Source organism: Aureimonas frigidaquae, from assembly GCF_001463905.1.
Lineage (GTDB): Bacteria > Pseudomonadota > Alphaproteobacteria > Rhizobiales > Rhizobiaceae > Aureimonas > Aureimonas frigidaquae.
The window spans coordinates 119,664-134,344 of the sequence record NZ_BBWR01000007.1; the positions used below are offsets into that span (position 1 = coordinate 119,664).

The following is a 14,681-nucleotide window of genomic DNA, read 5'->3' on the forward strand; positions in this document are numbered from 1 at the left end:
TCAACTCCGGTTCGCGGGACCCCCGCGTCGTCTGGGGGGAGGGACACGCCGTCAGGCGCGGCCGATGGCTTTGGCCTTCTCCTCTTCGTACCACCACAGGGATTCGACCGGGAAGCCGTAATCGGGCTTCTTCGGCAACATTCCGAACATATCCCAGTAGGCGACGTTGCGGGAGGATGCGGCAATGTTCGGCACCCAGTCGAGCCGCGCCCGCAGGATCCGGTCCAGGCACCGCATGAGCACGACGAGCTCGTCGCGCGATTGCGCCGCCCCGACGCGGGCGATGATGGCATCGACGGCCGGGCTCGCCATTCCGGGGTAGTTGTAGCCGCCCTGCATCTCCCGCGTCCCGCTGCCGAAGAAGAGCTTCAGGCCCTCGGGCGTCGGCGTGGCGGAAAGCTGGAAGGCCGACAGCATCATGTCGAAATCGAAGCTGTTCTGGCGCGCCTGGTACTGTGCCGCGTCGACCAGCCGGAAATCGGCATCGACGCCGATGGCGCGCATATTGCCGATCATCTTGCCGTAGACACGGGTCTGTTCGGGATCGTTGATCATGTACTCGACACGCAGCGTCTCGCCCGCGGCATCGATGAGATGCTCGCCCTTGCGGACCCAGCCGGCCGCTGCCAGAAGGCGGCTCGCATCGCGCAGGAGCGCACGGTCGAAGCCGCTGCCGTCCGATACGGGCTGCACCCAGACCGGGCCGAAGACCTCCTGCGGCAGGTCGGCGGCCAGCGGCTCCAGAATGGCGCGCTCTTGGGCCGAGGGTGCCCCTTCCGCTACGAATTCCGAACCCTCGAAGCAGGAATTGGCGTGCCGCCGCAGCCCGAACATGAGGTTGGCGTTCGTCCACTCGAAATCGAAGCACAGGTTCAGCGCGCGCCGCACCCGCGGATCGGCAAAGCGCGCGCGCCGTTGGTTGAAGGCCCAGCACTGGAAGCGCGGTTGCCGGTTGTCCGGGAACTCCTTGCGGACGATCCGGCCGTCCCGGACGGCCGGAATGTCATATTCCGTCGCCCAGGCTTTGGTCGTGAATTCCTCGCGGCAGGTCACGTCGCCTTTCTTGAAGGCCTGCAAGGCAGCCTGCCTGTCGCGGTAGAACTCGATGCGCAGGGTCTGGAGATGATCGAGCCCGCGCGCGAAGGGCAGGTCTGCCGCCCAATAGTCCGCACGCCGCTCATATTCGATGTAGCGCCCCGCCTCGTAGCGCCCGACACGGTAGCGCCCGCTGCCGGGAATTTCTTCCATGGTCACCCGCGCGAAGCTGCGCGCATCGAAGAAGCCCTTGCGCAGGATGGGAATTCCGGCCATCGCGCCCAGTGCCGCCGGCACCGTCTGCCGGCCGGAAAAGACGAGCCGGACGGTCCCTGCATCGAGCGCCGTGATGCTGGTGACTTCCGCCAGCGCCATGACAAGGCTCGGATGCCCGTCCGCCTTCAAGGTCTCGTAGCTGAAGACGACATCCTCTGCGGTGACCGGCTCGCCGGTGGCAAAGCGCGCCTCCGGCCGCAGGGCGAAGGTAAAGCTGTTGGCATCGGCGCTCATGGTCACCGTCTGCGCCAGGGCGCAGTAGATGGCGTCCGGCTCGTCGAGCGAGGAGACCATGAGCGAATCATAGAGCTTTTCCATGCGGGGCGGTGCATTGCCCTGCAGGACGAGCGTATTGAGCGTATCGAAAGTATCGGGCGCCTGGTTCAGGATCCAGTTCGGCACGGTCATGACCATCCGGCCACCCGTCGGCGCGTCCGGATTGGCATAGGCGAACTGCGTGTAGTTGGGCGCATAAGCAAGCTCGCCGAAGGCGGAGAGCCCATGCAGCGGCGTATCGGCCGCGTTTCCGGCAAAGGCGCGGCGCGGGGCCGTCAGCCCGGCGGCCGCACCAGAAAGAAGCAGCCCGTTGAAGCCGCGCCGGCTCAGCCAGAAGCCGGTCATTGGCTGCCGCCGTCGAGTTGCGCCGGATCGGGGGCGACGACATCCGGCGTGCCCGGCCGAACCCACCAGGAGAAGGGGTCGAGCCCGGCATAGGCGGGCTGGCGCTCGGGCATTTCGAGCTTGTCCCAATAGGCCAGCCAGATATCGGGATTGTGCCATTGCGGAACGACATAGTTGTTCCACAGGAGCACGCGATCGAGCGCCCGCGTGGCGGAAACGAGGGCTTCCCGATCGGGCGCGAAGACGATCTTGTCGATGATGGCGTCCACGGCCGGGTTGCGGATGCCCGCCAGGTTGCGGCTGCCCGGCTGCGACGCCGCCGCGCTGCCCCAGAAATCGCGCTGCTCGTTGCCGGGCGAAAGCGACTGCGCGAACTGGCCCGTCACCACGTCGAAATTGAAGTTGTCGACACGCGCCTGGTACTGCGACGTATCGACGATCCGCACGTCGGTCCTTATGCCGAGCCGGCGGAGCTGGTTGGCGAAGGGCTCAAGGATGCGGCTGTCATTGGGGTCGTCGCCCAGGAACTCGATGCTCAGCACCTCGCCCGTATCGGCCTTGACGAGGTCCGAGCCACGGCGCTCGTAGCCGGCCTGCTTCAGAAGGTCGAAGGCTTCGCGCAGGAACTGGCGCTCCGCATTGGGGGCGCTGTAGTCGGGCAGGCTGTAGGCTTGCGCGAAAAGTTCGGGCGGCAGATCGCCGGCCAGCGGCTTCAGGATCTCCAACTCGTCCTCGCCCGGCAGGCCCTTGGCGGCAAGATTCGTGTTCTGGAAGAAACTGTCCGTCCGCCGATACAGCTCGTAGAAGAGCGTGCGGTTCATTTCCTGGAAATTGAAGGCCAGGACGAGCGCACGGCGCACGCGCGGGTCGGCGAATTTCTCGCGGCGTGTGTTCAGCACATAGGCCTGCATGGGCTGCACGCTGGCCGATGGAAGCGCCTCCTTCTTGACGCGGCCGGAGTTGAAGGCCGGGAAGGTGTAGCCTGTCGACCAGCGCCCGGCGCTGTTCTCGGCCCGGTAGTCGGCAAAGCCGCCGCGCTTGAAAGCTTCCCAGGCGGCATTGGCATCGCGGAAATAGGTGTAGTGGACCTTGTCGTAATTGTAGCGCCCGATGCGCGTGGGGTGATCCTTGGCCCAATAGTCCGGCACCCGTTCCCAGGTGATGGTGTTCCCGGTATCGAAGCTCGCCACGCGGTAGGGGCCGGAGCCGAGCGGCGGCTCCAGGGTCGGCTCCTCGATGTTGCGTTTGGCGCCCTGCGCGTTGGTGCCTTCCCAGTAATGGCGCGGCAGGACGACGAGATCGCCCATGATGTTGGGCAACTCGCGATTGCCCGTCTGGTCGAAGCGGAAGGTGACTTCGCCCTCGCCGGTCACCTCGGCCGCCGTGACGTTGTGGTAGTAGTTGGCATAGAGCGGATAGAGGCGGGTGACCGTCTGGAAACTCCAGACGACATCGTCGGCGGTGATCGGCTGCCCGTCATGCCAGCGCGCCGCAGGATCGATGCGGAAGGTGACGGAGCTGTAATCGGCGGGGTAGCGCATGGCCTCCGCGATCAGGCCGTGGCTGACGCCCGGCTCGTCCAGTGCCTGGTCCATCAGCGTGTCGTAGGCGAGGCCGCCGCCGAAGGCCGCGAAGCCGGCCGCTGCCGTTCCCCGCAGGACGAAAGGGTTGAAGCTGTCGAAGCTGCCGGCGCCGGCCAGGTTCAGCGTCCCGCCTTTGGGCGCGTTCACATTGACGTAGTCGTAATGGGCGAAGCTGTCGCCGTATTTGGACGGCTCGATGATGCTGGACCATTCCCGCCATTCCCCTGCCGATGGGGCGGTGTCGTCAGCCTCGGCCTGCGGTCCCGGCTGGGCAGCGGGCTGGGCGCTGTCGGCGGCGGCGAGTTTCAGCAACCCGCCTTTGGATGGTTCGGTGCTGCCGGATCCGTCCCGCCATTCCCCCGCCGGAGCGGCGGTATCCTTTGCCGCGGCCGGCACGAGGAACTGGGCCATCATCAGTGCGGCGAGGGTGGGGGCGAGAATACGTCCGGTCAAATCACTCTCCGAATCCGGTGGCGGGAATGCGGTCAAGCTGCGGTCAGCTTTGTGGCGGGCTTGGGACGAGCCCCGTTCATGACGAAAGTTTAATCGGCATGGGGCCCACGGCAAGCACAGCCTGTGATGGCTGTTGCCTTCGGCAATAAAAAAGGCCGGCACTCGCGTACCGGCCTTCGTGCAATGCCTCGAAGGAGGCCGTCAGGGATTGTTGCCCGTCGCCGGCGCGGCCGGCTGCTGCGAGGGGACGGCCTCTCCGGTGGAAGGATCGGTCGTGGCCGGCGCCTGTGTGGAGCCCTGCTGCGTGGTCGACGTGCCGGGCTCGGTCACGGCGGGGACACCGTCGGCATCCTGCGTGGCGGCGCCGTCCTGACCGGATGCGGGCGCAGCCTCCTGGCCCTCGGCCGGAGCAGGCTCCTGACCGGCGGGCGCCGCGGCGCCATCGGCCGGAGCGGCTTCTCCCTCGGCGGCAGCGGCATCGTCACCGGCTGCTGCGGCAGGCGCAGCCTCCGGCAGCGGAGCCGGGTTGTCGGACAGGGTGCGCAGATAGGCGATCAGATTCGCGCGGTCCTGATCCTTGTTGATGCCGGCGAAGCTCATGGCCGTGCCGCTGACATACTGGCGCGGATTGTGCAGGAAGCCGTTCAGATGCTCGTAATCCCAGTGGACGGAATGATCCTCGCTGAAGGCCATCATGGCGGAGGAGTAGGAGAAGCCCTCGTGAATGGCGATCGGCCGGTTCACGATGTCCCACAGATCGGGGCCGACCAGGTTCGGGCCGCCCTTCTCACCGCTGTGGCAGGCCTGGCAGCGCTTGAAGATGGCGGCGCCGGCCTCGGCATCGGCCTCCTGCATCAGCACTGCGATGGGGACGGCGGCCGGAGCCTCTGCATCGCCGCCGCCGGTCTGTTCCTGCGCCACGATGGCGAAGCCCTCGCGCTCGGGCAGCTCGGAGTGGAAGATCGCCTCGGCGAGCAGGCTGCCGCCGAACAGGACGAAGACCGCACCCAGAATGGCGCCGAAGATCTTGTTGGCCTCGAAGGAATTCATGGACTGGGCGGCTCCCATCATCAGCCGGCGATGGCACCGACGAACGGTTCTAAAATTCGCGCGGAAGCTATGTCTTTTGCCCTTTCAAGGCAACACCTGTAGACCGCTCCCGAAGCTTGGCGACTCGCCCGGCCGCGGCACTGTGCCGTGGCCGCCGCGGGGTCCAGCTTGGAAGTCTTCTTACATTGCCCTGCGCCACGATCAAGCGGTAGTGCCGGGGGAGCGCTCAAAAGAAGGGGACGGTCGTCGTCCGCAGGAACCATCAGCCATGCGTCCAGTGATTCTCATTCCCGCACGCCTCGCCTCCACCCGGCTGCCCGGCAAGCCCCTGGCCGATATCGGCGGCGCCCCGATGATCGTGCGCGTCTGCGAGCGCGCCGCGGCCACCGGGATCGGCCGCATCGTCGTGGCGACCGATTCCGAGGACATCGCCGCAGCCGTGCGCAGCGCCGGCTATGAGGCGGTCCTGACCGTCGGGGACCACATGTCCGGATCCGACCGCATCCACGAAGCGCTGGGGCAGATCGATCCGGACGGAGCCTACGATACGGTGATCAACCTTCAGGGAGATCTGCCGACGATCGAGCCGGCGACGATCCGCGCCGTGATCGAGCCGCTGGCCGACCCGGCCTGCGACATCGCTACGGTGGCGGTGCCCTTCACCGGCGGGCCGGATGCCGCGGACCATAGCGTCGTCAAGCTCGTCGGCACGCCGATCGCGCCCAACCGTCTGCGCGCGCTCTATTTCACGCGGGCGACGGCGCCGGCCGGCGCGGGACCGCTGTTCCACCATGTGGGCATCTACGCCTATCGCCGCGCCGCGCTGGAGCGATTCGTTTCGCTCGGCGCCTCGTCCCTGGAGCTGCGCGAGAGCCTGGAGCAGCTGCGTGCGCTGGAAGCCGGCATGCGCATCGATGCGGTGACGGTGGATGCCGTGCCGCTCGGCGTCGACACGGCCGCGCAACTCGAGCTGGCCCGGGCCGCCTATCTGCCGCGCCAGCGCACCAACCGCATCTCATTCCAGGGCGAACCGGGGGCCAATTCCGACACGGCCTGCCGCAACATGTTCCCGGACATGGAGCCGCTGCCCTGCGCCACCTTCGAAGACGCGCTCGCGGCGGTCAACCGGGGGGATGCGGACCTGGCGATGATTCCCATCGAGAACACGATCGCCGGCCGGGTGGCCGATATCCATCACCTTTTGCCAGTGTCCGGGCTGCGGATCGTCGGCGAGTATTTCCTGCCGATCCGCTTCCAGCTGATGGCCAAGCGCGGCACGCGGCTGGACGATGTGCGGGAGGTCCACAGCCATATCCACGCGCTCGGCCAGTGCCGTGAGATCCTGCGGCGGCACGGTTGGAAGGGGGTCGTGTCCGCCGACACGGCCGGCGCGGCGCGGATCGTGTCGGAAATGGCCGAGCCGCATGTCGCGGCGCTGGCGCCCCGGCTGGCCGCCGAGCTCTACGGGCTCGACATATTGGCGCAGGATGTCGAGGATGCCGAGCACAATACGACGCGCTTCGTCGTCCTGTCCCGCAAGGGCGCGAGCGAGCGGGACCTGTGGGTGAGCGACGCGCCACGTGCCGTCACCACCTTCCTCTTCGAGGTGCGCAACCTGCCGGCGGCGCTCTACAAGGCGCTCGGCGGCTTTGCGACCAACGGCGTTAACATGACCAAGCTTGAAAGCTACCAGATCGGCGGGGCCTTCGTGGCCACGCAGTTCTACGCCGATATCGAGGGCCACCCGGACGATCGTGGCGTGGCCCATGCCTTGGAGGAACTGGCCTTCTTCACCAAGAAGGTCACCATTCTCGGCGTCTACGAGGCTTCGCCCGATCGGCCGGCGACACCGCCGACCACACCGGGCGAATAAGGCTCAACCAGCCTCCACGAAGGCGCGCAGGAGGTGGTGGGCGATGGCGTAGGGCCGGGGCGCGCTGATGCCATCGGGGTGGGTGGCGTCCAGCATGGCCCGCGCTTCCTGCCGCGTGAACCAGCGGCAGTCTTCCAGCTCGGTCGTGTCGTGGCGGATCGTGTCCTGTGTGGCCTGCGCCAGACAGCCGATCATGAGCGAGCCCGGGAAGGGCCAGGGCTGGGAAGCATGGTAGCGCACCGCGCCGACCGTGATCCCGGCCTCTTCCAGGACCTCGCGCCGGACGGCGTCCTCCAGCGTTTCGCCCGGCTCCACGAAGCCGGCGAGGGCCGAATACATGCCCGGTGCGAAATTGGGCTGGCGGCCCAGGATGCACCGCTCGCCACCATCATGGACCAGCATGATCACCACCGGGTCGGTGCGCGGGAAGAACAGCTCGCCGCAGGCCGTGCAGCGGCGGCGGTAGCCGCCGGCCTCTCCGACGGTCGGGCCGCTGCACACGCCGCAGAAGCGTGTCCGCCGGTTCCAGTGGAAAAGATGCTGCGCCTGGGCGAGCTGTCCCTCCAGATCCGGATCGAGCGTGCCGGCCATGGCAAGGGCGCGCAACGAGACGGCGCGCACGGCGCCCCCGTCTGCGGGTGATGCCGCCGGCGCGGCGACCACAGCGGTGCCGTCATCCGTCCGGCCGAGCAGAATGGCATGCGACAGATCCGCTCCCAGCCCCGGCGCATCGGCTGCGCCGAAGCGCGGGTCGGGCGCCTGTTCGGGACCGGTCACGAGCCATTCGGAGCCGGCGATGAGGCACACAGTCACCGTCGATTCGGCCAGTGCGGCGGCAAGGCTCGATTCGGTCCGCTTCTCGCTGTCCCGGTCCAGCCGGTTGGTGGTGAAGGCCATGCGCTCGGTCACGCGGGGAACTCCTCGGCGCACAGGCGCTCGATCACCTCGGCCGCCTCATGGGGCTCGTAGGGAAGGCGGCCGGGCAGTCCGAAGGGAGAGCCGGGCCAACCGGCATCGCGCGCGTGGCGGGCAATGACATGCATGTGGAACTGCGACACGATGTTGCCGAGGCTCGCGACGTTGACCTTATCGGCGGAGAATTCGTCCTTGAGCAGGCGGGCGGCGAAGGTCGTCTCTTCCATGAGCGCAGCGCGATCCTGCGGCGTCAGGTCGAAGAGTTCGACGATATCCCGGCGTTCGGGAACCAGCAGCAGCCACACGAAACGCGCATCGTTCAGGAGCAGCATGCGACAAAGGCCGAGCTTGCGCACGAAGAGCGTATCGGCATCGAGCTGGCGGGCGAGTATGAAAGCCTGGGACTGCACGGCACGCTGCCTTTCGTCACGATGATCTTTCGGTGTTCGAGGTTGCATTTACACGAATAGCGGACGATATACAGCGTCGGGAGGTTGGTGGTGGACGTGTCACTCGCCAACCGGGTCAGGTCCGGAAGGAAGCAGCCCCAACGAGATTGTGCGCGGGTCATCGTGCCAGCCTCCCACCTTCCAGATCCCGTCGGCACGCTGCCGCCACCATTGCGGCGGGCTTTCGTTCGCCCGCCGACGGCATTGCATCGGCGGCCCGGCCGTTTATGAGTGCGGTGTGGGAACGCCGCCGCTGCGGTGTCCACGCCGTCGCAAGAAGGGAGCGCGCTCTTGGTCACGCAACAGGATAGCGACGGCACCGGCCCCGTCAGCCCCTACCGCGTCCTTGCCCGCAAGTACCGCCCGCAGAGCTTTGACGATCTGATCGGCCAGGAGCCGATGGTCCGCACGCTGACCAATGCCTTCGATGTCGGGCGCATCGCCCAGGCCTGGATGCTGACCGGCGTGCGCGGTGTCGGCAAGACGACGACGGCCCGCATCCTGGCGCGCGCCCTGAATTACGAGACCGATACGGTCCACCGCCCGTCGATCCGCATGGATGCCCCCGGCCTGCACGACAAGGCCATCATGGAGGGTCGGCATGTCGACGTGGTCGAAATGGACGCCGCGTCCCATACCGGCATCGACGACATCCGCGAGATCATCGAGCAGGTGCGCTACCGACCGGTCTCGGCCCGCTACAAGGTCTACATCATCGACGAGGTGCACATGCTGTCCACGCAGGCCTTCAACGGCCTGCTGAAGACGCTCGAGGAGCCGCCCGAGCATGTGAAGTTCGTCTTCGCCACGACCGAAATCCGCAAGGTCCCGATCACGGTCCTGTCACGCTGCCAGCGCTTCGACCTGCGCCGTGTCGAGTCGGCCCGGATGATGTCCCATTTGCGCAAGGTGCTGGATGCCGAGGCGGTGGAGGCCGAGGAAGAGGCACTCCGTCTTCTGGCACGCGCCTCCGAGGGGTCGGTGCGCGATGCCCTGTCCCTGACCGATCAGGCCATCGCTCATGGCGCCGGCCGCGTATCGCTCGAAACCGTCCGGGACATGCTCGGCCTGGCCGATCGTGCGCGGATCATCGACCTGTTCGAGATGCTGATGGCGGGCGATGCCACCGCGGCCCTGCGCGAGCTGCGGGCGCAATATGCCGGCGGGGCCGATCCGCAGGTCGTGCTGGCGGACCTTGCCGATTTTACCCACCTCGTCACCTCGCTGCGCTTCGTGCCCGAGGCGGCCGGCGACGCGGCCCTAGCCCCGGCCGAGGCGGAGCGTGGGGCAGGGCTTGCCGCGCGCCTGTCCGTGCGCACCCTGTCAGAAGTCTGGCAGCTCCTGCTCAAGGCCGTCGAGGAAACGCGCCTGGCCGCCTCGCCGCGGCAGGCGGCCGAGATGGCGCTGATCCGCATCGCCTATGCGACGACGCTGCCCGATCCTGCCGAACTGGCCGCCATGCTGCGCACCATGTCCGATGGCGGGTCGGTGAGCATCGCCGCCCCGCCGCCAGCCACCACGCCCGCCCCGCGCGGCGACGCCGGCCCAAGCCGCGATATGACCGGCGGACCGGATGCCGTCGCTGCTGTGGGCATGGCCGGGCCGGGTGGTCCGCTCGACGGGGATGCGCCCCGTGCGATGGCGCCGTCCATGGACGGCGCGGCCCGGGCGCTGGCCGCCCGTGGCGCGCTGAGCCTGCACAGTTTTGCGGCCAGTGAGCCACGCCCCGTGGCCGCGCCCGTATTGGCTGACGATACCGGGCCAAGCTTGCGCTCGCTGGAGGATCTCGACCGACTGGCGGCCGAGAAGCGGGATTCGCTGACCCGGCTGCGCATCCGCCGCTACCTCTTGCCGGTGCGCGTGGAGCCCGGCCGGCTGGAAGTCGGCCTGGTGGACGATGCGCCGGCCACCTTTCCGGGGGAATTGTCCCGCAAGCTCTTCGAATGGACGGGGCGTCGATGGATCGTCACCGTCGCCACCGGACCGATCGATGCCACCACCCTGGAGGAGCAGGCCGAGGCTCGTCGCCGCCGGCTGGTGGAGGAGGCACAGGGCCATCCCGACGTGGCCGCGCTTCTGGCCGCCTTCCCGGGGGCACGCGTGTCGGAGGTGCGGTTGCGGACCGAGCCTGAGCCGGAGCCCATCGAACCGGCCGCCCTGGCAGAGGCCTCGGCCGATCCCGCCGGGTTTGACGTGGCTGCCCCTCTGGACGATATCGACCCGCAGGACGATATGCCGGACGCGCTCGCGCCGGCATTGGACGACGACGACGAAACCGAGGAGTGATGCGGTGAAAGACCTGATGGGGATGATGAAGCAGGCCAAGGCCATGCAGGAAAAGATGCAGGGCCTGCAGCAGGAGCTGGCCGAGATCGAGGCGACGGGCCAATCCGGCGGCGGCGTGGTGAGCGTCACGCTGAAGGGGCAGGGCGAGCTGACGGCGCTGACCATCGACGCCTCGCTCGTGAACCCCGACGAAAAGGACATGCTGGAAGACCTGATCGTGGCGGCGCATGCCGATGCACGGCGCAAGCTGGATCAGGAAATTCAGGAAAAGACGCAGAGCCTGACCGCCGGCCTGCAGCTTCCGGCCGGGCTCAAGCTGCCATTCTAGCCACGGGACATCCCGCACCTTCGGGACGATCGTTTGAAAGTTGACAGGATATGTCCCGAAGCATTGCCGGCCCCGAGATCGAGCGTCTGATCCAGCTTCTGGCCAAGCTGCCGGGCCTCGGGCCCCGTTCCGCCCGGCGCGCGGCGCTGCACCTCGTCAAGCGGCGCGAGCAGATCCTGGCGCCGCTGGCCGTGGCCATGGCGGATGCCGCGGACCGGGTGGTTACCTGCAGTTGCTGCGGCAATATCGATACGCAGGATCCCTGCACGATCTGCTGCGATGCCGGGCGTGACCGCTCGACCATCGTCGTGGTGGAGGATGTTTCGGACCTCTGGGCGCTGGAGCGCGCCAAGGCGCTCAATGCCGCCTATCATGTGCTGGGCGGCGTCCTGTCGCCGCTCGAAGGCATCGGGCCGGATGAGCTGACGATCGGCCGGCTGGTCGAGCGTGTCGCGGAGGGCGGCGTCAAGGAAATTATCATCGCCGTCAATGCGACGGTGGAGGGGCAGACGACGGCCCACTACATCATGGACCAGCTCGAAGGCAGCGCCGTGACCGTCACGCGCCTGGCGCATGGCGTGCCGGTGGGCGGCGAACTGGATTATCTGGACGAAGGCACGCTGTCGGCCGCGATGCGCTCACGCACCGCCTTCTGACGCGGCAGCCTTGCCCTTACTGCCCGAAGCGGGCAGGATCGGGCTCTTCATCGGAAAAGCCAAGCGCGGCCGAGGCCTGCGGCACCGGCACGGATGCAAAGACCTGTTGTGGCGCAGGCTTGGCCGCCGCCGCCAGAGCGTGGCTCGGCACGGCGACCTTCTGCGGCGGCGCGGACTGGGCTGCCTTGGCCGGCTGCGCCTGCGCCGCTACGGTGACAGGCCGCTCGGCATGGCCGGGAACCGGTACGGCAATGGCATTGGCCACGGCGTCCGTTGCGGGCGTATGCCTGGCCGTCCCCTCGGTCATGGCCGCGGCAACGGCGGATGGCGTCTGACGCTTGGCGGCCGCGGCGGGCTTGGCGGCGGGGCGGGCCGGTGCCGTCAGGCTGGCGACTTCTGTCGTCTCATGCGCGGCCGGTGCCTGCGCCGGGGCTGTCGCCTTCGCGGTGGCTGGCGCTGCGGGCCGGTTCAGCTTCTGCGCCGCGCCGGCATCCGGCTTCGTGCTCGGCTGGAGGCGGGCCATTTCGGTGTTGCCCATGGGCCGGTTCGAAATCGCGGCCATGTGGCGCTTAATGCTGGAGCAATATTCCCGCGTCGACTGGCTCATCACCGTGGCGCGGTGACCGCCCTTGTATTTCATGGAGGTGGCGCAAACATCGCCGCCACCCTTCTCATATGCCCCGGCCAGGTACTTCATGCCGTAGCGAAGGTTCGTTTCGGGATCGAGGAGATCCTGTGCCGAACCGCTGAAGCCCAGGCTGCGCGCGGTGGCCGGCTTGATCTGCGACAGGCCGTAGACGCCGCGACCGACGGCCTTGGGGTTGTAGTGGCTTTCCACCCGCAGCACCGCATAGGCGAGTTCGCGCGGTACGTCGTTTTCGTCGGCGGCCTTGGCGATCATGCGATCGAGCTCCGGGCTGCCGCTGATTGTGCCGTTGCGGGGGAGCGCCGACTTGGCCGCCACGCGCGTGGACTTGCCATCCTGTGGCGCATCCGCCGCCACGGCGGCCTTGGCGGCCTGCTGTTCGGCTGCGGGCTCGGAGCCGATATCGGCTACGCCCAGGAGCCCGCCTTGTCCGGAGACGCAGCCCGTCAGGAGCAGCGGAGGGATGATCGACAGGAACGCCAACGCGGAAAGACGGATGCGCTTGCGCTCCTGACGAGCGGCCCCCGAAAGCTGCGCCATACAATCAATCCCCGAGCTGTTTCCCTCATACATCGCTTTTGGGTGAGAAACGGGCCAAAAAATGGCAAGCCCCCGACACGACGCCCGTGCTTGGTAGCAAAATAATTCCGCAAGGGCAAAGCAGGCCGGTTCGCACCGCGTTGTCATGGTGCGCGGCGGCATCGTATGGGAGGCCATGAGCACGCTTCCCGTCGATCCCGTCGCCAACCTGTCGGCCCTGATTTCCTGCCCGTCCGTGACGCCGGACGATGCCGGCGCACTGGATGTCCTGGAGGCGCAGTTGCGGCCCCTGGGGTTCGATGTCGCACGTCCCGTATTTTCCGAGGACGGGACGCCCAGCATCGAGAATCTCTTCGCATGGCGCGGCACGACAGGGCGGCATCTGGCCTTTGCAGGGCACACCGACGTCGTTCCTCCCGGGCCCCTGTCCGACTGGCGCCATCCGCCCTTTTCAGCAGCCGTCGAGGCGGGGGAATTGTATGGCCGCGGCGCGGTGGACATGAAAGGCGGCATCGCCTGCTACGTGGCGGCGCTGGCCCGCCTTGCGGCGCGCGGCGCCCTGCCGGAAGGGCGCCTGTCCCTGATCATCACGGGCGACGAGGAAGGCCCGGCCGTGAACGGGACCGACAAGCTCCTGGCCTTTGCCGCCGGGCACGGCCACCGCTTCGACGGCTGCATCGTCGGCGAGCCGACCAATCCGGACCGGATGGGCGATATGATCAAGATCGGCCGGCGCGGCTCCGTAAGCGGCTGGATCACGCTCGAGGGGCGGCAGGGCCACGTCGCCTATCCGCACCTGGCGGACAATCCGATGCGTGGCGTGCCGGGCGTCCTCGCGGCGCTGATGCACGAGGCGCTGGATGCCGGGACGGAGAATTTTCCGCCGAGCAATCTGGAGGTTACAGGGGTGGAGACGGACAACCCCTCGACCAACGTCATTCCGGCGCGCACGCGCATCGCCTTCAACATCCGCCACAACGATCTGTGGACGGCAGAGACCCTGCGGCAGGCCGTGGCCGAACGCGTGGCGCAGGGCCTGCGCGACGACCAACTGCGGCCGGGCCGCGAGCAGGCCCTGAAGGCGACGATCACCTGGCGCGACAGGCCGGCCGATGCCTTCCTGACGCGGGACGACCGGCTCGTCGCCACCCTGTCCGGCGCGGTGCATGCGGTCACGGGCCGCACGCCCGTCCTGTCCACCTCCGGCGGGACATCCGATGCCCGGTTCATAAAGAATTACTGTCCGGTGGTTGAATTCGGCCTCGTGGGACAGACAATGCATATGAGCAACGAACGTGTTGCGCTTTCAGATCTCGAAACGCTGACGGCCATCTATGAAACCTTCCTTTCCCGCTGGTTCGCCGCCGACGCCTGAATTCCTCCCCAGCCTGCCCCAGCTCATGCGCTACTTCACGGGCGTCCTGCGTTTGATGGCCGGCCGCCGGGACGGGTTGCAGAGGCTAGACATATCGCCAGACGGGTTCTGGTCCTCCTTCGGCGCCATCGTGGTGGCGCTGCCGCCCATGGCCCTGTCCTGGATCGAATACGAGTTCGTCGAACGGGAATGGCCCTTCGGAGCCTCGACCTTCTCGACCTATGGTGCGCATGCCTTGAGCGACCTGACCGCCTGGCTGCTGCCGCTCCTGATTCTCATGCTCGTGGCGCCGCGCATCGGGCTGCGGCGCAAGGTCGGCCCCATCATCGTCGCCCTGAACTGGACGGGGGCGCTCCTGGCCTGGGCCCTGGTGCCGCTATGGTTCCTGATGATCGTGACGGGCGGCAGCGGCTTTGCCATTCTGCTTCTGTTCCTGGCAAGCCTGGCCACGCTGTTCCTGACCTGGCGCGTGGTCAGCCTGGCGGGGGACTGCGATCCCCTGGCCGCGGCCGGAATCGTGGCGCTGATGGTGGTGACATCCGTCATGGCGCCCGTCGCGGTGGTGGACATGACGGGCATCGCGCTTCTGTAAGGT

The 14,681-nt window shown here is 67.6% G+C and carries 12 protein-coding genes, 1 other RNA gene and 1 pseudogene; 8 read left to right on the top strand and 6 right to left on the bottom strand.

Features of this window, described 5'->3' with window-relative positions; genetic code table 11:
• Positions 1-51: 51 nt before the first annotated feature.
• The 3 genes from AUL30_RS07850 to AUL30_RS07860 all read right to left on the bottom strand — a co-directional run bounded on the left by AUL30_RS07850 (position 52) and on the right by AUL30_RS07860 (position 5,018).
• Positions 52-1,932 carry an extracellular solute-binding protein gene (locus AUL30_RS07850; RefSeq protein WP_062227315.1) on the bottom strand — a complete coding sequence of 627 codons (1,881 nt, stop codon included), beginning with the start codon at positions 1,930-1,932 and terminating at the stop codon, positions 52-54.
• Positions 1,929-3,968 (bottom strand): extracellular solute-binding protein, encoded by a 2,040-nt coding sequence (locus tag AUL30_RS07855; protein WP_244490744.1) that lies wholly within the window; start codon positions 3,966-3,968, stop codon positions 1,929-1,931. The genes AUL30_RS07850 and AUL30_RS07855 overlap by 4 nt, the downstream gene beginning before the upstream one ends.
• Before the next feature lie 201 nt (positions 3,969-4,169).
• On the bottom strand, positions 4,170-5,018 hold the full coding sequence (locus tag AUL30_RS07860) for a c-type cytochrome (protein WP_062227316.1): 849 nt from the start codon (positions 5,016-5,018) through the stop codon (positions 4,170-4,172).
• Between the two features lie 268 nt (positions 5,019-5,286).
• Here AUL30_RS07860 and AUL30_RS20080 point away from each other — a divergent pair.
• Together AUL30_RS20080 and AUL30_RS19910 are read left to right on the top strand one after the other, a co-directional pair.
• Positions 5,287-5,946 (top strand): annotated as a pseudogene (locus AUL30_RS20080) (3-deoxy-manno-octulosonate cytidylyltransferase); the annotation flags it as partial.
• Positions 5,947-6,006: 60 nt separating this feature from the next.
• Positions 6,007-6,891 (top strand): prephenate dehydratase, encoded by an 885-nt coding sequence (locus AUL30_RS19910; RefSeq protein WP_062227390.1) that lies wholly within the window; start codon positions 6,007-6,009, stop codon positions 6,889-6,891.
• Between the two features lie 3 nt (positions 6,892-6,894).
• Here the strand turns inward: AUL30_RS19910 and nudC are convergent, their stop codons facing one another.
• On the bottom strand, positions 6,895-7,800 hold the full coding sequence (nudC, locus tag AUL30_RS07870) for an NAD(+) diphosphatase (protein WP_244490745.1): 906 nt from the start codon (positions 7,798-7,800) through the stop codon (positions 6,895-6,897).
• Positions 7,797-8,216 (bottom strand): HIT family protein, encoded by a 420-nt coding sequence (locus tag AUL30_RS07875; protein ID WP_062227317.1) that lies wholly within the window; start codon positions 8,214-8,216, stop codon positions 7,797-7,799. The genes nudC and AUL30_RS07875 overlap by 4 nt, the downstream gene beginning before the upstream one ends.
• 79 nt (positions 8,217-8,295) lie before the next feature.
• On the opposite strand from AUL30_RS07875, the gene ffs reads away from it, so the two are divergent.
• From ffs to recR, 4 genes are all read left to right on the top strand, one after another.
• Positions 8,296-8,393, top strand: an RNA gene (gene ffs, locus AUL30_RS07880) — signal recognition particle sRNA small type.
• 153 nt (positions 8,394-8,546) lie between these two features.
• Entirely contained in the window at positions 8,547-10,541 is a 1,995-nt protein-coding gene (locus AUL30_RS07885; RefSeq protein ID WP_062227318.1) for a DNA polymerase III subunit gamma/tau, read from the top strand.
• A 4-nt stretch (positions 10,542-10,545) separates the two neighbouring features.
• Positions 10,546-10,869 (top strand): YbaB/EbfC family nucleoid-associated protein, encoded by a 324-nt coding sequence (locus AUL30_RS07890; protein ID WP_062227319.1) that lies wholly within the window; start codon positions 10,546-10,548, stop codon positions 10,867-10,869.
• A gap of 50 nt (positions 10,870-10,919) precedes the next feature.
• Entirely contained in the window at positions 10,920-11,525 is a 606-nt protein-coding gene (gene recR, locus AUL30_RS07895; protein ID WP_062227320.1) for a recombination mediator RecR, read from the top strand.
• Between the two features lie 16 nt (positions 11,526-11,541).
• Here the strand turns inward: recR and AUL30_RS07900 are convergent, their stop codons facing one another.
• Positions 11,542-12,711, bottom strand: coding sequence for a lytic transglycosylase domain-containing protein (locus tag AUL30_RS07900; RefSeq protein WP_062227321.1), 1,170 nt, complete (start codon positions 12,709-12,711; stop codon positions 11,542-11,544).
• A gap of 175 nt (positions 12,712-12,886) precedes the next feature.
• Between AUL30_RS07900 and dapE the strand changes: the two genes are divergently transcribed.
• The gene (gene dapE / locus AUL30_RS07905; RefSeq protein WP_062227392.1) at positions 12,887-14,086 is read left to right on the top strand and encodes a succinyl-diaminopimelate desuccinylase; all 1,200 of its coding nucleotides are present in this window, start codon (positions 12,887-12,889) and stop codon (positions 14,084-14,086) included.
• Positions 14,046-14,678 (top strand): hypothetical protein, encoded by a 633-nt coding sequence (locus AUL30_RS07910; protein ID WP_062227322.1) that lies wholly within the window; start codon positions 14,046-14,048, stop codon positions 14,676-14,678. Before dapE ends, AUL30_RS07910 begins: the two co-directional genes overlap by 41 nt.
• Positions 14,679-14,681: the final 3 nt, after the last annotated feature.

Bases quoted from the DNA above. Each gene is read 5' to 3' on its own strand.
- recR (WP_062227320.1), top strand. From the start codon at position 10,920: ATGTCCCGAAGCATTGCCGGCCCCGAGATCGAGCGTCTGATCCAGCTT.
- dapE (WP_062227392.1), top strand. From the start codon at position 12,887: ATGAGCACGCTTCCCGTCGATCCCGTCGCCAACCTGTCGGCCCTGATT.
- AUL30_RS07910 (WP_062227322.1), top strand. From the start codon at position 14,046: ATGAAACCTTCCTTTCCCGCTGGTTCGCCGCCGACGCCTGAATTCCTC.
- AUL30_RS07850 (WP_062227315.1), bottom strand. From the start codon at position 1,932: ATGACCGGCTTCTGGCTGAGCCGGCGCGGCTTCAACGGGCTGCTTCTT.
- AUL30_RS07860 (WP_062227316.1), bottom strand. From the start codon at position 5,018: ATGAATTCCTTCGAGGCCAACAAGATCTTCGGCGCCATTCTGGGTGCG.
- AUL30_RS07900 (WP_062227321.1), bottom strand. From the start codon at position 12,711: ATGGCGCAGCTTTCGGGGGCCGCTCGTCAGGAGCGCAAGCGCATCCGT.